General features: G+C 36.8%; 17 protein-coding genes. 13 read left to right on the plus strand and 4 right to left on the minus strand.

Features of this window, described 5'->3' with window-relative positions; all coding sequences use genetic code 11:
- Nucleotides 1–8 precede the first annotated feature (8 nt).
- On the plus strand, nucleotides 9–239 hold the full coding sequence (gene rpsR / locus GHC26_RS00410) for a 30S ribosomal protein S18 (protein WP_163969289.1): 231 nt from the start codon (nucleotides 9–11) through the stop codon (nucleotides 237–239).
- 47 nt (nucleotides 240–286) lie between these two features.
- On the opposite strand, the gene GHC26_RS00415 is transcribed toward rpsR, so the two are convergent.
- The 4 genes from GHC26_RS00415 to GHC26_RS00430 form a co-directional block, all read right to left on the minus strand.
- On the minus strand, nucleotides 287–910 hold the full coding sequence (locus GHC26_RS00415) for an ATP-binding cassette domain-containing protein (RefSeq protein WP_163969290.1): 624 nt from the start codon (nucleotides 908–910) through the stop codon (nucleotides 287–289).
- 305 nt (nucleotides 911–1,215) lie between these two features.
- Nucleotides 1,216–1,893, minus strand: a complete 678-nt coding sequence (gene modB / locus GHC26_RS00420; RefSeq protein WP_163969291.1) for a molybdate ABC transporter permease subunit — start codon at nucleotides 1,891–1,893, stop codon at nucleotides 1,216–1,218.
- 14 nt (nucleotides 1,894–1,907) lie between these two features.
- The gene (gene modA / locus GHC26_RS00425) at nucleotides 1,908–2,690 is read right to left on the minus strand and encodes a molybdate ABC transporter substrate-binding protein (protein ID WP_163969292.1); all 783 of its coding nucleotides are present in this window, start codon (nucleotides 2,688–2,690) and stop codon (nucleotides 1,908–1,910) included.
- A 24-nt stretch (nucleotides 2,691–2,714) separates the two neighbouring features.
- Nucleotides 2,715–3,206 (minus strand): DUF1189 family protein, encoded by a 492-nt coding sequence (locus GHC26_RS00430; protein ID WP_163969293.1) that lies wholly within the window; start codon nucleotides 3,204–3,206, stop codon nucleotides 2,715–2,717.
- A gap of 293 nt (nucleotides 3,207–3,499) precedes the next feature.
- Here GHC26_RS00430 and GHC26_RS00435 point away from each other — a divergent pair, with 293 nt between their 5' ends.
- The 12 genes from GHC26_RS00435 (at nucleotide 3,500) to GHC26_RS00490 (ending at nucleotide 21,312) form a co-directional block, all read left to right on the plus strand.
- Nucleotides 3,500–4,447 carry a YybS family protein gene (locus GHC26_RS00435; protein ID WP_163969294.1) on the plus strand — a complete coding sequence of 316 codons (948 nt, stop codon included), beginning with the start codon at nucleotides 3,500–3,502 and terminating at the stop codon, nucleotides 4,445–4,447.
- A 29-nt stretch (nucleotides 4,448–4,476) separates the two neighbouring features.
- Complete coding sequence (locus GHC26_RS00440; RefSeq protein WP_163969295.1) at nucleotides 4,477–6,450, plus strand: DHH family phosphoesterase; 1,974 nt, start codon at nucleotides 4,477–4,479, stop codon at nucleotides 6,448–6,450.
- Nucleotides 6,447–6,893, plus strand: a complete 447-nt coding sequence (gene rplI, locus GHC26_RS00445; protein ID WP_163969296.1) for a 50S ribosomal protein L9 — start codon at nucleotides 6,447–6,449, stop codon at nucleotides 6,891–6,893. The genes GHC26_RS00440 and rplI overlap by 4 nt, the downstream gene beginning before the upstream one ends.
- Before the next feature lie 540 nt (nucleotides 6,894–7,433).
- Nucleotides 7,434–8,807 carry a replicative DNA helicase gene (gene dnaB, locus GHC26_RS00450; protein ID WP_163969297.1) on the plus strand — a complete coding sequence of 458 codons (1,374 nt, stop codon included), beginning with the start codon at nucleotides 7,434–7,436 and terminating at the stop codon, nucleotides 8,805–8,807.
- 1,027 nt (nucleotides 8,808–9,834) lie between these two features.
- A complete protein-coding gene (locus tag GHC26_RS00455; RefSeq protein ID WP_163969298.1) occupies nucleotides 9,835–11,124 on the plus strand; it encodes an adenylosuccinate synthase in 1,290 nt (429 codons plus the stop codon).
- A 212-nt stretch (nucleotides 11,125–11,336) separates the two neighbouring features.
- Complete coding sequence (locus GHC26_RS00460) at nucleotides 11,337–12,770, plus strand: M23 family metallopeptidase (RefSeq protein WP_226376808.1); 1,434 nt, start codon at nucleotides 11,337–11,339, stop codon at nucleotides 12,768–12,770.
- A gap of 1,135 nt (nucleotides 12,771–13,905) precedes the next feature.
- Nucleotides 13,906–14,610, plus strand: a complete 705-nt coding sequence (gene yycF / locus GHC26_RS00465) for a response regulator YycF (protein ID WP_163969299.1) — start codon at nucleotides 13,906–13,908, stop codon at nucleotides 14,608–14,610.
- Nucleotides 14,611–14,616: 6 nt separating this feature from the next.
- Entirely contained in the window at nucleotides 14,617–16,449 is a 1,833-nt protein-coding gene (gene walK / locus GHC26_RS00470) for a cell wall metabolism sensor histidine kinase WalK (RefSeq protein ID WP_163969300.1), read from the plus strand.
- Nucleotides 16,446–17,738, plus strand: coding sequence for a YycH family regulatory protein (locus GHC26_RS00475; RefSeq protein WP_163969301.1), 1,293 nt, complete (start codon nucleotides 16,446–16,448; stop codon nucleotides 17,736–17,738). Before walK ends, GHC26_RS00475 begins: the two co-directional genes overlap by 4 nt.
- Before the next feature lie 2 nt (nucleotides 17,739–17,740).
- Nucleotides 17,741–18,652: a two-component system regulatory protein YycI gene (locus tag GHC26_RS00480; protein ID WP_163969302.1), complete on the plus strand. Its 912-nt coding sequence runs from the start codon at nucleotides 17,741–17,743 to the stop codon at nucleotides 18,650–18,652.
- Nucleotides 18,653–18,680: 28 nt separating this feature from the next.
- Nucleotides 18,681–19,466, plus strand: a complete 786-nt coding sequence (locus GHC26_RS00485; RefSeq protein WP_163969303.1) for an MBL fold metallo-hydrolase — start codon at nucleotides 18,681–18,683, stop codon at nucleotides 19,464–19,466.
- Nucleotides 19,467–20,106: 640 nt separating this feature from the next.
- The gene (locus GHC26_RS00490) at nucleotides 20,107–21,312 is read left to right on the plus strand and encodes a S1C family serine protease (RefSeq protein ID WP_163969304.1); all 1,206 of its coding nucleotides are present in this window, start codon (nucleotides 20,107–20,109) and stop codon (nucleotides 21,310–21,312) included.
- Nucleotides 21,313–21,477: the final 165 nt, after the last annotated feature.

Genomic DNA, 21,477 nt, shown 5'->3' on the forward strand with positions numbered 1-21,477 from the left:
GGATACTTATGGCAGCTCGTCGCGGACGTGCAAAACGTCGTAAAGTGTGTTACTTCACATCCAACGGAATTACACACATCGATTACAAAGATGTTGATTTGCTAAGACGTTTCATTTCAGAGCGCGGAAAAATTCTTCCACGTCGTGTAACTGGAACTTCTGCAAAGTATCAACGTAAACTAACAAAAGCAATTAAACGTGCTCGTACAATGGCATTATTGCCTTACGTTGCAGAATAATAAAAAAGCCCTTTACAGATCCAATTATGGATACGTAAAGGGTTTTTTTATGTGGACTGAACAATCTCTCCGTCTTTTAGGTTTAGAATTTTGTCCCCAAGTTTTTTAGCCTCTTTGTAATCATGTGTCACCATTACAATTGGAATTTTCCAACGGTTATGTAAACGGAGTAATTCATCTTGACACTCTTTTCGTGTCTTATCATCCAATGCGGAAAAAGGTTCGTCCAGTAACAAGGAATTTGGTTTTGTTGCTAAGGCTCGAACTAATGCAACCCGTTGTTTTTCCCCACCTGATATGGATAATGGATAGCGACTTAATAGATGACGGATGCCAACAATATCAATTAATTGATCGAGCAAATGTTCATCTTTCATCCCATATCGGATGTTCTTATCCACGGTCATATGAGGAAATAGGGCATAATCTTGAAAAACGTATCCAATCTGTCTTTTTTGGATTGGGACATCTCTTTGCCCTGTTTCAAACAGTTTATCGTTATACAATGTAATTGAGCCAGCATCTGGCTGTGTTAAGCCTGCAATACTATTTAAGATTGTTGTTTTTCCTGAACCAGATGGTCCAAATAATACAACAATTTCATCATCCACCTGAAAAGAAACACTCAGTAAAAATGCTTTTAATTTTTTGGTGATCGAAACTTTTAACATCCTACATTCACCTTACCATTTGCCTGATTTTTTATTAAAGTCAATTAGCTCATATGTCGTTATTTATATAAAATGCGATGCACTTCTTGTCTTTTTCATACTTGACCACTATTTCTTATGACGATTCACGTTAGTTTCCCACTTTTTTAATTTATCCTACAGATGAAAGGCTATTTTTACTAATAGCGGAAAGAGGAACCGCCTAAGTTTTATGGATGAATCGTCATTCCGTTATCTATATGTAAAGCCGCATCATCTATCAAGTAAAGGATTATTATTATAGATAACCCTTTCCAGCTACATTATTAGGAATCACTTCTAAAACGTAAGATATTCTTACCACTCCACCAATTCAACCAAAGGATAGCTGAAAATCCTATTAATATAATACTAATTACCCAAAAGAGTGCTTCATCCATATTTCCTGATTCTACTGCAAAATAAATCGCTAATGGAATGGTTTCGGTTTGATTTGGAATAAAACCAGCAATCATTAAGGTTGCACCAAACTCTCCTAAAGCACGTGCAAATGTTAATACAAAACCAGCAAGTAAACCAGGCCATGCGAGTGGAAATGAAATAGTCCAGAATACTTTCCATCTTGATGCTCCCATGGTTAGAGCAGCATTTTCAATATTCCGGTCATAGTTCTGAAATGCTGCTGATGCACTTTGATACATTAAGGGAAATGATACAACGATGGCCGCAATGACAGCTCCAATCCATGTGAACACAATTTGTATATTAAACCAATCCAATAAAATTCCTCCGATTGGTCCATTCCTACCAAATAAATATAATAATGCAAATCCAACAACGGTTGGGGGTAAAACTAGTGGGAGCATAATGACTGCTTCAATTATTCGTTTTCCAGGAAACTCGTTTCTGGCTAGAAGCCTTGCAAAGAGTATTCCGATGATAACGACAATACAGGTAGCAATCCCAGCTATTTTTAAGGACAAAAATAATGGTGTATAGTTCATTTGTTCATCCACCTTTATTCCTTTTGTTGTAAATAGTATTGTGCAAAAATAGTCTGTGCCTCATTACTCTGAAGAAAGTGTATAAAGGATAACGCTTCATCTTTTTGATTACTAGTTGAAATGACTCCAGCAGGATAATAAATTTCTTCGTGTAATCCTTCTGGTATAGTAAATAGTGTTTCCACACTTTGGGAGGTTTCAAGGTCACTAGCATAGATAAATCCGATATCAGTGTTACCAGATTCCACAAATGTTAGGACTTGCCTGACATCCTTTCCATAAACAAATTGACTTTCCAATTCGTCCCATACATTTTCCCGTTGTAATGCCTCTTTTGCGTATTTTCCAGCTGGGACACTTTCAGGATTACCAATTGCAATTTGCTCAACTGGTAAAGATGGAATATCTAGTAGTTCATCAAGATTAAATTCCGATCCTTTTTGTGAGATAACAATTAGTTGATTGGATGCAAATGAAGCAATTGAATCACTATCGACTAATTGTTGCTCTACTAGTACCTCCATCCAATTTTGGTCTGCAGACAAAAAAAGATCAACAGGGGCTCCTTGTTGGATTTGCTGTGCTAGTTTACCAGATCCACCATAATTGTAGTTAACCGTTATATCTGGGTAATCCTTTACAAAAGCATTTGTGACTTCTTCCATTACGGGAGAAAGACTTGATGCTGCTGAGACCATTAATGTTTCCTCATCATTTAGTTCTTCAGACTGATTGGAGCAAGCAACGACCATACTAATAAAACTAATCATGATAATAAATCGGACAAGCTTCCCCATCCTAAACGCTCCTTTGTTCCTACCTCATTTAGATCGAATTTTTCGCTTGGGATATACCGTAATCATTTTCAGCATTAAAATGAAAACATAAATCGTAACCAGTAATAAAAACGTATCACTAACTGGAATGAGAAAAGCAATAACCGTATACAGTAGTAGTGGAATTGTTGTCACATAGGCAGCCAGTTTCCATAGAATCGAAAAACGGATTTTTCGTTTTAGAAGTTTTGCAATCCCTGTACTGATATAGGCAACAATTGATAATAATAGAAAAACCATTATGGTTAAAGGTAAATAATAAAAAATAAAAAAATACAGGAGTAGAAATAATATATTCATATCTGAGCTCATGCCACTTGTTGCTGTTATTCTATCAATAAGTGATGGAATGGAAACAATAAATAGTAATATAAACATATAAATAACTGTTATATCCATTCCAATACGATTTAGTTTAAACATAGCTTGTTTAGAGGGTAGTTTTAAACTATAGAGAAAGGCTTGTCGAAATTTCATTTATGTTCTCCTTCATATTTAAGTTCTTCCTTTTATTATAATAGAAATTTCCCTGATTTTCTTTTAAATACAATGAACACTCCATGACATCTGTATCGGATTAAATACTGATTGCAAAAACTAAAGTAAATAGATGTTTAGCGAATGTCGAAAAAGCGAACACTTAAATTAGACCAGACCTCATTACCTAGGAAATAATATTTCTATTAATTTCTACACCAAAAGACATAGGAATCATGTTATCATATTGTAATGAGATGAAAAAAATATAACCATTTATGAGGTGTTAAGATATGAATGCTTCCAAAAAATTAACAGATGGAGCATTGTTAACTGGAATATATATTGTATTATTATTGATTTCAACATTTGTCCCAGTCATATCCATTTTCTCGATATTTTTATTACCAATTCCTTTTATTATATATGCATCAAAATATGATTGGAAGCCATCATTCTTAATGCTAACAGTAGCAACGATCTTATCCCTTATATTTGCTACTATCTTTTCATTACCAATGACAATTCTAGCTGGTTTGGGCGGGATTATGATTGGTATCGCTATTCACCACAATATATCACCATATGAAACGTGGGCACGTGGAACAGTAGGATTTATAGCTGGATTATTATTTGTTTTCCTTTTTAGCCAAGTTATTTTTCAAGTCAATTGGATGGAAGAATTAGACCAAACAATCCAAGAATCCATGGAAATGAGTAGAAGCACACTGGAACAGTTCGGATTAGGGGAACAAACAGAAGAACAATTTGAAATAATAGAAGAACAAATGATGTTCATCAAGGATTTAGTACCGTTTGCCATTGCCGTTATTGCAATTATTCTTGCGTTGGTTAGTCAGTGGTTTAGTTATAAAATCTTAAATCGAATCGAAAATCGACAGCTAGCTTTTCCACCATTTCGCCAATTACGAATGCCGATTTCGTTAATTTGGATATACTTTTTCGCCTTAATTCTTTCTTTCTTTTCATTAGAACCTTCTAGTACACTTTATCTAGGTGTTACGAATGTTCTGATGCTAGCAGGAATGTTCATGACGATTCAGGGATTTTCATTTATATTCTTTTATGCACATCATAAAAAGATTTCAAAGGCATTACCAATTGGAATTGTAGTAGCAACAGTACTTCTCCCATTTGTTCTACTATATTTGGTTCGACTTGTTGGTATTATTGATATTGGATTTGGGTTGAGAGATCGCATCGCTAAACAATCAAACTAAATGGGAGTTAAGTAGTAGGAGCTGATTTTATGCCAGATTTCCAAAAAAAGACCATACTTAGCAGCCATTTGTGGATTATATATAGTTTATCCTTTCTTTTTGTGTTAGCTATTTGGTACTTTCAATGGATTTTAGGACTAATCATGACGATACTTTTAGTTATTTCACTTTACTATAGTATACGACATGAAAAAGAGTTATTGAATGAAACGGAGGAATATATATCCACATTATCCTATCGTATTAAAAAGGTAGGAGAAGAAGCGTTATTGGAAATGCCAATTGGAATAATTCTTTTTAATGATGACTATCAAATTGAATGGGCAAATCCATATATGAATCGATTTGTGGAAGATGATACGTTAGTTGGGAAACCTCTAGAGATTTTATCTGATAAGTTAACACCAATGATCAAAGAAGATAAAGAAGAGATATGGCTTCATATAGAGGAATATGAGTTCCAAGTAACGGTTAAAAAAGAAGAACGTTTATTATATTTATTTGATCGTACGAAACAATCAGAGATCGAAACATTGTATTATAATGATCAAACGATTTTAGCAATTATTTACCTAGATAATTATGAAGAAGTAACCCAGAACATGGATGATACATTAAAAAGTCAGTTAAATTCGCAAGTAACTTCTGTATTAAATAATTGGTCACAGGAATCAGGTCTTTACCTAAAGAGAACTTCTCAAGACCGATTTTTAGCTGTTGGAACGAAAGAAATTCTGCAATATTTGGAGAAGTCGAAGTTTGACATTTTAGATGAAGTCCGTGAATTAAACGCTGGGCAAAATATTCCAATTACCTTAAGTATTGGTGTTGGTTCAGGTAATGTTGATCTTCCAACACTTGGAGATTTGGCACAATCTAGTCTTGATTTAGCTTTAGGCCGTGGTGGAGACCAAGTGGCTATTAAAGATGACTCAGGTAAAGTTCGTTTTTATGGTGGAAAGACGAATCCAGTTGAAAAAAGAACAAGAGTACGTGCACGGGTTATTTCCCATGCACTTATAGAACTTGTTAAAGCAAGTGACAATGTTATTATTCTTGGACATAAATCACCAGATATGGATTCAATTGGTGCAGCAATCGGGATTCTAAATATAGCTAAAGCAAATAGTGTAGAAGGTCGAATTGTACTTGACCCTAATGATGTAGACACTGGTGTTAATCGCCTAATTCAATCAATTAAAGAAGAAGAAAACCTATGGCAATACTTTATCGACCCAGAAGAAGCAGATGAAATGATTACTTCAAGAAGCTTGGTAGTTGTAGTAGATACCCATAAACCATCTATGGTTGTAAGTGATCGTCTCTTGACGAAGACAGATTATAAAGTGGTAATTGATCATCACAGGAGAGCAGAAGAGTTTGTGGAAAATCCAACACTGGTATATATGGAACCATATGCATCCTCTACTGCTGAGTTAGTAACAGAATTGTTAGAGTATCAACCATCGACATTAAAGCTGTCCATGCTGGAAGCAACAGCATTATTAGCAGGTATTATTGTGGATACGAAAAGCTTTACCCTACGAACAGGATCTCGTACCTTTGATGCAGCTTCTTATTTACGCTCAAAAGGTGCAGATACCGTATTAGTGCAACAATTTATGAAGGAAGACCTTGATATTTATATTAAGCGAAGTAGATTAATTGAAAGAGCCACCATTTATCGAGATTCCATTGCCATTGCAAAAGCAGATGATGGAGAAGTATATGGACCAGTCTTAATCGCACAAGCTGCGGACACTTTGCTAACGATGAGTGGAGTAAATGCATCATTTGTCCTAAGTGAACGAACGGATGGTAGAATAGGAATAAGCGCACGCTCACTTGGTAATGTCAATGTGCAAGTTATTATGGAAAAAATGAATGGTGGTGGCCATTTAACCAATGCTGCTACCCAAATTGAAGATACAACGATTGATGATGCAGAGGCATTTTTAAAGGATATACTGGATGAATATTATGAAGGGGGAGACACAGAATGAAGGTAATTTTAATGAAAGATGTAAAAGGACAAGGCAAAAAAGGGGAAGTGAAAAATGTTTCTGATGGCTATGCACGCAACTATTTATTGAAAAATAATCTAGCAAAAGAAGCAACTAGTGCTAATTTAAAAGCGTTGGAAGCGAAAAAGAAAAAACAAAAGCAAGAAGAACAAGAAGAAGTAGAAGAAGCAAAACGTTTAAAAGAAGAGCTAGCGAATACGACGGTTGAGGTAAAGGCAAAATCAGGTGATGGTGGTCGATTGTTTGGATCTATTACCAATAAACAAATTGCCGAAGCATTAAAGAAGTCACATGGCCATAAAATCGATAAACGTAAAATTGAATTGGACTCCCCAATTCGTGCATTAGGCTATACCAATGTTCCTGTCAAATTACACCCTGAAGTTACTGGTACGATTAAAGTACATGTTGTAGAAGAATAAAATTGAAACAATTGACCCGCTTTAACAGTGGGTCAACATTTGTTTAATATAAGGTTCTTTCTTAAAATGTTAGGATCTTTTCGCATACGTTGTTGGTTTCTAAGATCAATAAACTATATTATGCGCAATAACTAGGATATGCACATAGCTTCGCTACGGAAAAACACTACGCTTTCACCAGGGGCATAAGTGCGGCATCTGTTCAAACTGTTCGTTTTCACAGTGTCTACTTTACCGCCGGGGAGTGTTGAGCCTTCTCGGACTAGCGTCCTGTGGGGTCTCACCGATCTCCTACTTCCCGCAGGAGTCTTCGTGTTTTTCCTCCGCTAAGTTGTGCTGCACTCATTTTAAATATTCCTAGTGACAATGACAGTTGTTCGAAGCGAATAATAGACATTGTCAATATTGAGTGTTTTTAATTTAGAAAACAGCCAACTGGTGAATTCGCAAATAGAATGTAAGAATGGGACATGCATGTATTGTCTATGAGGAGATTTACGTAACGATCGTGTTTGAAAGTCTTCATAAGGAGGAGAAACGATGAGTGAATTGTGGAATGATCGAACACCACCACATAATGTCGATGCTGAACAAGCTGTTTTAGGTGCTATTTTCTTAGAGCCAGAAGCATTTGCACAAGCATCAGAACGCTTGATGCCAGAAGATTTCTATCGTGCTAGCCACCAACGTATATTTGATGCGATGATGAAGCTCTCGGATAGAGGAGAACCAATTGACATTGTTACCGTAACAACCTCCTTATCAAATGAGAAGACATTGGAGGAAATTGGTGGTGTTTCCTATTTAACCGATATTGCTAGCAGTGTTCCGACAGCGGCAAATATTGAATACTATAGTAAGATCGTGGAAGAAAAAGCCTTGTTGCGCCGTTTAATCCGCACAGCAACAGATATTGTGACAACTAGTTTTAGCAATGAAGATCAAGTAGAAGATGTATTAAATGAAGCAGAGAAAAACATATTAGAGGTTTCCGGTCGAAAAAATTCAGGTGCTTTTAAATCTATTAAAGATGTATTGATAGATGTGTATGATAATATAGAACAGCTTCACCAGCAAAGTGAGGATGTAACAGGTGTTCCAACAGGTTTTCGTGACTTGGATCGAATCACATCTGGTTTCCAAAAAAATGACTTAATTATTATTGCTGCTCGTCCATCAGTTGGTAAAACAGCATTTGCTTTAAACGTTGCTCAAAGTGTCGCAACGAATACAGATGAAAATGTCGCGATATTCAGTTTGGAAATGGGAGCAGATCAATTAGTGTCTCGTATGCTTTGTGCTGAAGGAAATATTGATGCACAACGCCTTCGTACAGGAAATCTAGAGGCAGATGACTGGGGTAAACTTACGATGGCAATGGGTAGCTTATCAAATGCTGGGATTTACATTGATGATTCTCCAGGTATCCGAGTAAGTGAAATTCGATCGAAATGTCGTCGCCTGAAACAAGAGCATGGGTTAGGCATGATTTTAATTGATTACTTGCAGTTAATCCAAGGAAGTGAAAATTCACGTGAGAATAGGCAACAAGAGGTATCGGAAATCTCTCGTTCTTTAAAAGCATTAGCACGTGAATTAAATGTTCCATTAATTGCTTTGTCACAGCTCTCCCGTGGAGTAGAATCAAGACAGGATAAGCGACCAATGATGTCAGATTTACGTGAATCTGGAAGTATTGAACAGGATGCGGATATTGTTGGATTTTTGTATCGTGATGATTACTATGATCAAGAATCTGAACAACAGAACATTATTGAAATCATTATATCAAAACAGCGTAATGGTCCAGTTGGTACAGTAGAATTAGCATTTGTAAAAGAATATAATAAGTTTGTAGACTTAGATCATCGGTATAGTACGAGTGATATACCACCAGAGCCCATACACGCCTAAAATGCAAAAGCTTGTAGAGAAATCATCCGTTTTTCTACAAGCTTTTTATTATGCTTTATGATGGATTCAGTTAAGTTCGTATCAACCCCATTAGTTAGTATACCTTTTATTACGATCTACTACATAATTCAGGTTCCTCTTCCCTTACGTTGTAGTTTTTTTCTACGCATAATTCATATTGTGCGCAATAGTTTTAATATGTTTCCTTATCATCCTTTATAGGATGAGTGCTCAACCACCGCAGCGGAAAACACTCGCTTTCCTCGGGGAACGCTTCAGCCTCCTCGCGAGCAAAGTACGCTCGCTGTGGGGTCTTCAGACTGTTCCTTTTCCCGTAGGAGTCTCGCATTTTCCGCCGCTTGGAATAGCTTCCCAACAATTATTTGGCTGACCATAACTCCATAACAACGGATTACTATAAATAATGACATAGCCAAAAACATATCACAAGCGTAGGAAATATACGGAGACTCCTGCGGGAAGAGAGGCATAGGTGAGACCCCGGAGTGCGTAGCACGAGGAGGCTCAACAGCCACCCGCGGTAAAGTAGACACTGTTAAACGAACAGTTGAACAGATGTCGCACTTATGCCCCTGGTGAAAGCGAAGTATATTTCCGTAGCGATTTTCATAGCTAAAACTATTGTGCATAATACATCAACTGTGTATTAAGATTTATACTTAAAAAACAAAAATCTTTTAGATAACACCCTGATCAAAGATAGAAGATTACGTGATTTCATGATTTACCAGGTATATACGGTTACTCATTCTATTACTCTTAAAGAATAATTTCTACTTTAGAAACGAAACTGGAAGAGTGGCCGGAATTATCAGTAGAGGAGATATTATCCATCATTTATCCAAGCAGAATTTTGAATAAGAAAAATAAGATAATGTATTTTGACGAACGATAAAAAAATATAGATTTATAATGTTCGTGTTCTAATTGACTATATAGGTGTTTATTGATAAAATTGCACTATCTTAGTAACAATTAACATACTTTATAAGGTGGAGGTTTTAATATGTCCTCAGTAGTTGTAGTTGGAACACAGTGGGGTGACGAAGGAAAGGGTAAAATTACAGATTTTTTATCCCAAAATGCGGAAGTCGTTGCTCGTTACCAAGGTGGAAATAACGCAGGTCATACCATAAAATTTGATGATATTACATATAAACTACATTTAATTCCATCTGGGATCTTTTTTGATGATAAATTATGTGTATTAGGCAATGGGATGGTCATAGATCCTAAAGCATTTATCGATGAGATTCAATATTTGCATGATCGGGGAATCTCCACTGATAATTTACGAATTAGTAATCGTGCCCATGTTATTTTACCATATCACTTAAAATTGGATTACTTACAAGAACAAGAAAAGGGAACGAATAAGATCGGCACGACGAAAAAAGGAATTGGCCCTGCTTATATGGATAAAGCAGCAAGAACTGGCATTCGTATTGCAGATCTGTTGGATAAAGATGCATTCCAAACAAAGCTAGAACAAAACGTCAAAGAGAAAAATCGTTTATTTGAAAAGGTTTATGAGGTAGAAGGCGAAAGTGTTGAAGATATACTAGAGGAATACTATGATTATGGTCAGCAAATGGCAGATTATGTATGTGATACATCTGTTGTGTTAAATGATGCACTTGATGAAGGACGTCGTGTCTTATTCGAAGGTGCACAAGGGGTTATGTTGGATATTGACCAAGGTACATACCCATTTGTTACATCTTCTAACCCAATTGCTGGTGGTGTCACGATTGGATCAGGCGTTGGGCCAACTAAAATTAATCATGTTGTTGGTGTTTCAAAAGCGTATACGACACGTGTAGGAGATGGTCCTTTTCCAACTGAATTGCATGATGAAATAGGAGATCAAATACGAGAAGTGGGTCGGGAATATGGTACAACGACTGGCCGTCCACGTCGGGTTGGTTGGTTTGACAGTGTCGTAGTGCGTCATGCTCGTCGTGTTAGTGGTATTACTGATTTGTCTTTAAACTCCTTAGATGTCTTAACAGGTATCGAAACAGTGAAAATATGTGTGGCTTATCGATACAAAGGGGAATTACTAAAATCATTCCCAGCAAGCTTAGACATTTTAGCCGAATGTGAACCAGTTTATGAAGAAATGCCAGGGTGGAATGAAGACATAACAAACGTAAAAAGCTTAGATGAATTACCAGCTAATGCAAGACATTATTTAGAACGTGTATCCCAATTAACCGAAATTCCACTCTCCATTTTTTCTGTCGGACCAGATCGCAGTCAAACAAATATAGTTCGTAGTGTATATAGTAGCTAAAACAACTGTAAGGTACTCCCATATTTAGAGTGGAAGTGCCTTTTTTCAGCATTATTTGGTTCTTTTTGTAATCATTTTGTAAAAAAACATCGAGTTATGATACAGTTTCTTTACAGTATGATGAATACTATTCCATTATCCCCCATTCCTGTGGTAGATTGATAAAGTAAATTTGAAAATCTATCAATCTACTTGATAGGGGGAACGAAACGGTGTTTTACAACAGTACTAGAAAGAACAAACAACTTAAAGTGTCAGGATCTATACAAAGACTTATGATTTTGCTTTGCCTTGCATTGCCTTTTACCTTTTCAAGTGTAGTTGCTGCGGAGAATGGTGACTTAGAAACTATTTACCACGTATACATAGATGGTAAACATATTGGAAAGGTTGATACGAAGGAAACGGTGCAAACTGTTATAGAGGACAAATTAGCTAATAACACCAATGATGATGGTCTTACCCGAGCGATTCAACAAGACATTTCCTATGTTTCTGAAAAAGCATTTCACCCAACAGTTCAAAATAGAGAAGTGACAGAAGTCTTAGAAGATACATTAACTACTGGAATTGAAGCAGTTGAACTTCATGTCGATAACCAGATAGTTGGTTATTTTAAAGATCAAGAAACAGCTGAAAAAGTACTTTTTAACTATAAAGCAAAATATGTTGATAAAGAAGTGCTAGAGGAAGTTGAATCTAGAAGAAAGACAGATACTATACTCGACATAGATGAAAGCCAAATCAAAGATGTCACATTATCAGAAGATGTCTCCTTCTCGACGGAAAAAGTAAACCAAGAGGAGCTTCTTTCTGTTAAACAAGGTGTTAAAATCCTAGAAAAAGGAACGTTAGAAGAGAAAGTACACCATGTCGCAGAAGGAGAAGTATTAGGAGAGATTGCGGATCAATATGATTTGTCTACGAAAAAATTACTAGAATTAAACCCATCGGTAACCGAAGAATCCGTTCTTCAAATCAATCAGGAAATTAACGTAACAGACACTGAACCATTTGCAGAAGTTATCCTAATCGAAGAAAAACGAACAGAAGAAGCAATTCCTTATGACACAGAAGTAATAGAGTCTGATGAGTTATATAAAGGTGAAGAAGAAGTTCAACAAAAAGGAAAAAAAGGAAAACGTGACGTCCTTTATTCCATCAAAAAGCAAAATGGAACTATTATTGATCAAGAAGTGCTAGATGAAACAATTCTCAAGGATCCCGTTAAAGAAGTGATTATCAAAGGAACTAAGGTAATACCTTCGCGTGGTACAGGGTCTCTCAGTTGGCCAGCGGTCGGTGGCTATATTTCTAGTCATGTTGGCGAGCGTTGGGGATCAACGCATAAGGGGATTGACATTGCTCGCCCAAGTAATCGAAACATTTTAGCTGCTGATAATGGTGTTGTAGAATCTGCTGGTTATGATAGCGGTGGTTATGGGAATAAAATCGTCATTAATCATAATAATGGGATGAAAACCATATATGCTCATCTTCAGTCTATTGATGTAAAGGTAGGCCAAACGGTAGAAAAAGGATCTAAAATCGGTGTAATGGGTTCAACAGGCAATTCAACTGGAATTCACTTGCATTTCGAAGTTTATAAAAATGGAGCATTAGAAAATCCAACGAATTATTTCTAAGCGCAAACTTATTATAGATAAAGCTGGCTCAGTAGGAGGAATTCCTCCAAACGAGTCAGCTTTTATTCGTATTTTGATAGTGAGCGCTATTTAAAGACGGTCTAATGGACTATTTCAGTGGTTTTCCGTTCACTTCGGTCCAATAGAGACGATCTAATGGACTATTTCAGTGGTTTTCCGTTCACTTCGGTCCAATAGAGATGGTCTAATGGACTATTTCTTTGAGTTTATTACCGTTTGTTCTGTCAGTAATAATTAATGTTATTCATATGTTACAATTCACGTCACATAATCCATCTTATATGCATGACGTTTCATACCTAAAAGCAACAATCTTTTAGAAAACAGCCTTTCTAAAAGACGGTTACATCCAGATATGGAACGTCCTGCGTATAAGATGTATGATGCGCAATAACGAGAATATGCATATTGCTTCGCTTCGGAAAAACACTTCGCTTTCACCAGGGGCATAAGTGCGACATCTGTTCAAACTATTCGTTTTCACAGTGTCTACTTTATCACGTACGACCTCAGCCTACCTTGGAAGAAAACCGTTTCCTGTTTCAGATCTAGCTGTGTGTTTTTTTCGCAGAAGTCGACTGTCCTACGATCCAATCAACTATCGTATAAACACAATATATAATAGGAAATGTTGATTCTATCAGTGGAGGAAATATACGTAGACTCCAACGGTTCGTCGGCTAAAACGGTCACGTCCTGTGACCAACACTGACACTAGAACGTCCTGTTCGTCGGAAAGGCCTAGATGAGACCCCACAAACGAGGAACGAGTTGAGGAGGCTCAGCAGCCACCCGTGGAAAGCGAAGTATATTTCCGGAACGGATAAATGCTCTAAGCATCGCTTGTTACGCATAAAAAGAATTATGTGCATTAGAAAGCCAACACACTATGTGAAAAGATTTTAAATAAAAGATTGTTATTTTTCACATCCTATTTTTAAGTGATAGGTTATCAATGTTAACTTAAAAAAATCAACTATGCTTTAGAAAAGACCTCATGGGTTGAAATAGCCGATAATGGTCAAAGAGTAATTTGTAGGTGCAGACATTTGCTAGAAAGTACGATAAAATAAAGAGAGTAGAAGAGTTTATCGTTTAAAAGGATGTGAGGATTGTGAGTCAAAAAATTTTAGTAGTAGATGATGAGCAACCAATTGCAGATATATTAAAATTCAACCTAGAAAAAGAGGGCTATGATGTTATATGTGCCTATGATGGAGATGAAGCAATTAAACTGGCTGAAGAAGAAAAACCAGACTTAGTATTACTGGATATTATGCTCCCTAATAAAGATGGGAATGAAGTTTGTCGGGAAATACGAAAGACACAAACAATGCCAATTATCATGTTAACGGCCAAGGATGCAGAAATAGATAAAGTATTAGGCCTTGAGCTTGGTGCAGACGACTATGTAACAAAGCCGTTTAGTAATCGGGAATTAACTGCAAGAGTGAAAGCAAATTTACGACGACAACAACAAGTGCCTGAAGAATCAACAAAGAAAACAAAAGATATTGCCATTGGTAAGTTGGTCATTCATCCTGAGGCTTATACTGTTACGCGTGATGGCGAACAGATTGAATTAACACATCGTGAATTTGAGCTAGTCCATTACCTAGGGCGTCATATTGGACAAGTGATGACAAGAGAACATTTATTAGAAACGGTTTGGGGCTATGACTATTTTGGGGATGTACGAACAGTTGATGTCACGGTCCGCCGCCTTCGTGAAAAAATTGAGGAGAATCCAAGTAATCCGTCTTGGATCGTCACAAGACGAGGTGTTGGGTATTATTTACGTAACCCTGAGCAGGAGTAATGTTGTATGAAAAAGGTAGGTTTTTTCCGCTCCATTCAATTAAAATTTATCATTATTTATATTTTATTAATCTTAATTGCGATACAAGTAATCGGTTCCTATTTTGCACGTGAATTAGAAATCGAACTACAGGAGAATTTTGAGGAATCCATTAATGACCGAGTGGTACTACTCAGTTATAACTTAGAGCAGGCATTTAATAGAGAACGAACTGAGGACGGAAATGAGCCAACTCTACAACAAGAAGTCCAAGATATTGTAACAGATGTGGATACAGATGATATAACGAGCCTACAGGTAATTAACAATCAAAGTCGGGTACTTGGAACAAATGATTATTTAAACCAGGATATTATTGGTAAAAAAACAACAGAAGATATGATACAGCGTGTTTTACGATTTGGTTCCACGTTGGAAACGACCATGTTAAATCCAGAGACAGAGAACCGAGTCTTCGTGAAGGCTGTCCCGATTAATGGGGATTCTGATACCGTTGTAGGAGCTATTTACTTAGAAGCTTCTTTGGAAAGTGTTTATAACCAGCTACAAAATGTGAATGACATCTTTTTGAATGGATCTTTTTTGGCAATATCGGTGTCTGCATTATTAGGCATTTTAGTTGCACGAACCATTACTAAGCCTATTATGGAAATGAAACAACAGGCACAAACCATGGCTAAAGGTGACTTTTCCCAAAGGGTGAATGTCCATGGAACAGACGAAATTGGTCAGCTTGCAATTACATTTAATGATTTAAATGATCAATTGCAGCATTCCTATGCGACAATAGAAGAAGAAAGAAGGAAACTTAGTTCTGTCCTATCTAATATGTCTGATGGGGTTATTGCAACAGATCAAAATGGCGCAGTTACGTTAATGAATGATGCTGCTGCTAAATTATTAGGCCAAAGTCCTGATGAAGCACGTGGCCGTTTTCTATTAGATGTTTTACAATTGGAAGATAAAATTGTTGATATCTGTGAATTACAAAATAGTGGTTCCATGATTATTGATTTTAGTGAGGATGACGATTATTTCCTAATCCGTGCAAATTTCTCTACTATCTCAGATGAAGATGATGATATTACTGGGTTTATTACGGTTATTAGTGATGTTACAGAACAGGAAAAAGTAGAACAAGAGCGAAGAGAGTTTGTTTCAAACGTTTCCCATGAGTTACGGACGCCGCTAACAACGATGCATAGCTATATCGAAGCATTAACTGATGGTGCATGGAAAGATAAAGAACTAGCACCGCGGTTTTTAGGGGTAGCTCAGAACGAAACAGAGCGGATGATCCGCATGGTCAAAGATTTACTACAACTGTCCAAAATGGATACGAAAGAATACCAATTACACAAGGAAAAAGTAGAGTTTATTTCCTATTTCCACGAAGTGATTGATCGCTTTGAAATGAATATAGAAGAAGATATATCGTTAAAAAGAGACTTGCCAAAAGGAAACTATTATGTCTGGATGGACAAAGATAAGATGACTCAAGTATTGGATAACATTATCTCTAATGCCATTAAGTATTCTCCGGATGGTGGGACCATTCGATTTAAAGTAGAGAAACAGAAATATCATTTAATGGTAAGTGTTCAAGATGAAGGCTTAGGAATTGACTATGATAAGTTAGACAAAATATTTGAACGCTTTTATCGGGCAGATAAAGCAAGATCTCGTAAACTGGGTGGTACAGGTCTAGGGTTAGCCATATCCAAGGAGTTAGTAGAAGCCCATCACGGAAAAATATGGGCCAATAGCAAAGAAGGTAAAGGGACAACAATCCTCTTTACACTTCCGCTGATGAAACAGAAGCGGAGGGGTACGAAATGAAGTGGGAAACGGTAAAAACAATTATATTAACCCTTTTAGTAGGATTTAGTTTTGTGCTGACATTTGGACTGTGGAATTTTCAACCAAATGATGATTTACTATATGACCAAACATATGTGAATGAAGTTAATGTTGGTGGAACAGAACAAGAAAGACAAGATATTATCCAGCCAAGTTCAATCATTTTTCATAGTAACTATAATTATTTTGGATTTACTGACCCAATGAAACAGCAGCAATTGTACGAGGAAATGCAGTCTTGGGTGTTATTTGATTTACAAACAGTTGATCAAGCGGAAGTCCCGATGGAAAATTTTCAAGTTGAAGTAAGATTTCCAGATGCGTTGCCAATGGAGATCATTAGTAATCTATTCTCTGTTCATGAAGATGAGACATTACCACAATGGTCTTTTGATCGTATTATGATTACGTTTGATGAAGATTCTACATCATTAATGTTTCATTTTATTGGAATTGATGGAGAACACCAAGCGCAAGCTATTGTGAATAATACAGCAAGTTATGAACAAATGTGGGAGTATGTGACAGCGCATGATTCGTTAGGCAATTTCATTGTATTTGAACATGCTGAGGATCCAATTTATATTCCAGAGAATCCAGATGCAATGATACGTTGGTCGTTAACTGTAAATAACATTGAACCAACATTGTTAGTGAATACATTATTTAATAATCCATCGATTGTTAGCCGTAATATATCGAATGCAGGGGAAGCTTACTTTACCGATGGACAACGAGAGATGCGTGTGTTCCGCGATGAACGCAATATGGAGTTTTTTAATCCATTTGACTCCACATACGAGCGTCTTGATGCGGTTAATTTGTTAGATATTAGTATTTCTAATATTAATGAACATAATGGATGGACAGATGATTATCAATTAGTCGATTTGAACCATGCAACAAGTAGCTTGAAATATCAAATGTATTTTGAAGGCCATCCAATATTTAATCGAAGAGATTTAACGATTATGGAACAACAATGGCGAGAGCAAGAATTATATCAATATAATCGTCCCCTATTTCAGTTAAATGACTCGTTAGGGGGAGATTCAATAGACCTACCAAGTGGCCATGACATTATTTACGCTTTAGAAAATACAAGTGCAAATTATAATTTAGAAAATATCGCTGATATCCAAGTAGGCTATCGACTCACCTTTCAAGATAGTGCATCTAACGTGCTGACACTTATACCATCATGGTATATGAAATATAATGAGAGCTGGCAAGAAATTAATATAGAAGAATTGAAAGGAGGGGGTTGAGGATGCAATGGGGTCAAATTAAAACACTATTTATTCTCTGCTTCCTTCTATTAGATATCTATTTATTACTTCAGTATATGGAAAAACAGGAACAAGCAGACATTGGTGTATTAGAACGGGAAGAATCAACCATTGAAGAACAACTAGAACTCGAGGATATTACGATTGAGGCTTCAATGGAAGAAGAAGCGATTGAGGAGTATTATATATCTGCTAGACCAAAACCGTTTACAGAAGAAGACTTAAGTGAACTAGAAGATCGGGATGATATAACCTATACAACGATTGATGGAACAATTCTTGCTGCACAATTAGAGGACACAATTGTCATACCCCCTGAAGGATCGGAAGTATTTATTAGAGACATTATTTCCTCCTATGTTTTACATTCAGATGAGTATGTATATTGGGGAAAGAATGACAATTTAAATGCCTATGTTTTTTTTCAAGAAAAAAATGACCGCCCAGTCTACTATAATCAAAATGGCATGATTCTTGTCTTTTTTAATGAAGATAATGAAATGATTTCTTATACACAAACCATGCTTGGAGAAGCAGATACAAGAGGAGATGCCAAAACGTTAATAGAACCAATCAAAGCAATAGAGACATTATACGATACCAATGAATTTTATAGTGGAGATACGATTACGACTATCGATATTGGCTTCCATACAAGGGTTCCATTAGAAAATGGTGTACAAGTCTTTGCACCAACATGGAAGGTAACAGTCAATGATACACGTAATTATTTTGTCAATGCGATTGAGGGCTTATCCTTTTCAAGCCAAGAAACAATATTTTTAGAAGAAGCCGTGTCCAATATTATTAGTAGATTGCGGACATCCGAAATGGATGAGACCTTAAAGAATGAATTGATCTTACGCTTAAGTTCAGGATTAGAAGAAAATTAGGAGAAACCAAATAACGGAGTGACCAATTATGACTTTACGCTTTAGTGTTTTAGCATCTGGTAGTACGGGGAATGCTTTTTATATAGAATCAGATAAAGAAAGACTTCTAGTTGATGCAGGATTAAGTGGCAAGAAAATGGATGAGTTAATGACAATGGTACAAGTAAATCCTACGAGGCTAACAGGAATACTTGTCACCCATGAACATTCGGATCATATAAAAGGATTGGGAATTATGGCTCGAAAATATAATTTACCAATCTATGCGAATGAGAAGACATGGAATGCGATGGAAGGATCATTGGGGAAACTATCATTAGATCAGAAATTCCATTTTGACCTTGGCGAAGTAAAAACATTTGGTGATATCGATATAGAGTCATTTGGTGTTTCTCACGATGCAGCTGAGCCAATGTTTTTTACATTCCATCATGATGGAAAAAAAGTAGCACTTGTAACAGATTTAGGCTATGTTTCCGAACGGATTAAGAAAACAGTTGAAAATGCTGATGCTTATATATTTGAAGCAAATCATGATGTTGATATGTTACGAATGGGCCGCTATCCTTGGAATGTGAAGCGGCGTATTCTAGGTGATTCTGGTCATGTATCAAATGAAGACTGTGGGTTAGCTTTAAGTGAAATTATTGGAAATGATACGAAGCGTATTTATTTAGCCCATTTAAGTTTAGATAATAATATAAAGGATTTAGCACGAATGTCTGTGGAAAATGTTTTAAACGAACGAGGAATTTCGGTGGATCTTTTTGATACAGATCCTAAAAAAGCGACCTCCTTATATGAAGTGGTTTAACGTACAGGCTATTTTATAGTTTTTTCACCATCTGAATTGATGTGAATTGTGACGTAACATAGTAGTCCTGATTACCGCTTCGGACAGTCGCTTTCCGCAGGCACGGCCTCAGCCTCCTCGGAAGAAAACCACTTCCTGTAGGGTCTTCGGACACGTGCTGTTCCTGCAGGAGTCGACTGTCCTACGCTTCAATCAACTATCGTGTTAGCAATTTAAATGACACGAGTTAGAATAGCACAAACAAGCGGAGTAAAAACACGAAGACTCCTACGTCGTCGGCTAAAAACGATCACGTCCTGTGACCAATGCCGACACTAGAACGTCCTATTCGTCGAAACGAGCCTAAGAGACCCCGCAGTGTGGGTTTCGCAACGGAGGCTCGTGGGGAGTCCGCGGTAAAGTAGACACTGTCAAAACGAAAAGTTTGAACAGATGTCGCACTTATGCACCTGGTGAAAGCGAAGTATATTTCCGGAGAGGATAAAAGCTCCATTTCAAGTTATGTCGCATTTTAGGTGTATTATTCTTTAAGATGTCATACTAGGAAGTAGCAAACAGCCATTGTAAAATCACCTGTTTAAGATATGTACTTTTTACCAATAATAAAGTTGATGAAATGGATTAATAAGGGGGCGTTTCGTTGGGTTATTACAATCAGCATTATCCACCAAATCCACATCGCAAGAAAAAACGTAACTGGATTGTCCCAACCTTAACTGGTGTTGTAATAGGAATTGTATTTACATTATTAATTGGTTCAAGTATTTTTCCAGATAATTGGATAAACCAAACAGGCAATTCGTCTGAAGAGAACCAGATCGGACAAAATGAGACTGGAGGAACAACAAATCCTGTCAGTGTGGATGTCACATCACAAATAACAGATATAGTTGAAGCGGTGGCTCCAGCTGTTGTCGGGGTTGTCAATATTCAACAACAATCTAGCTTTTGGGAGCAACAAGAGGGTAGTGAAGCAGGAACTGGCTCTGGTGTCATTTATAAACGGGATAATGGTTATGCCTATGTGGTAACGAACCATCATGTGATTGAAGGTGCCGATACGATTGAAGTGGTCCTTTCAAATGAAACACATATTGAAGCAGAACTGCTAGGAAGTGATTTGTTCTCTGATTTAGCCGTATTACGAATGGATGCAACGGAAGTCCAGCAAGTGATTGAAATGGGAAGTTCTGATAATGTAAAAGTTGGAGAACCAGCTGTCGCAATTGGGAATCCCTTAGGACTTATGTTTTCTGGATCTGTCACACAGGGTGTTATTAGTGGGAAAAAACGGACTATTCCGCAAGACTTTAATTTGGATGGACGTGCAGATTGGCAAGCTGAAGTCATCCAAACAGATGCTGCGATTAACCCAGGGAATAGTGGTGGTGCTCTCATTAATATAAATGGACAACTTATTGGAATTAACTCTATGAAAATTAATCAGGCTGCTGTTGAAGGAATTGGCTTTGCTATCCCAATCGATACGGCTAGACCAATTATTCAAGAATTGGAAGAAACAGGTGAAGTGACACGTGCTTATTTAGGTGTTGAAATTTACTCTTTAGAGGAGGTACCACAGGCTGAGTGGCGGGATACGTTAAATCTCCCCCGTGATGTTGATGGTGGTGTTTATGTATGGAGTGTTGAACCGTTATCACCAGCAGATGAAGCAGGTCTACAACAATTAGATGTGATTACTGAATTGGATGGTACCGAAGTGGACAATATGATTGATTTACGTAAAATCTTGTACCAAGAGAAGGAAGTTGGCGAAGATGTTGTCGTTACATTTTATCGAGATGGCGAGCGACAGGAAACAACAATAACGCTTGGTACGCAATAATAAGTAGAGAAAGCTACTTTTCCACAACCTGAAAAGTAGCTTTTTTCTGCAAAAAAATGTGTATAAGTCACAAAGTTATACACATTCAGTGGATAACCTGTTAAGAAATGCTATATATAGTAGGAAATATTTGTTCTATCACAAAACTAAGTACGAACATTTGTG

Origin of the sequence: Oceanobacillus halotolerans (assembly GCF_010993955.1) — a bacterium.
Classification (GTDB): domain Bacteria; phylum Bacillota; class Bacilli; order Bacillales; family Amphibacillaceae; genus Oceanibacillus_A; species Oceanibacillus_A halotolerans.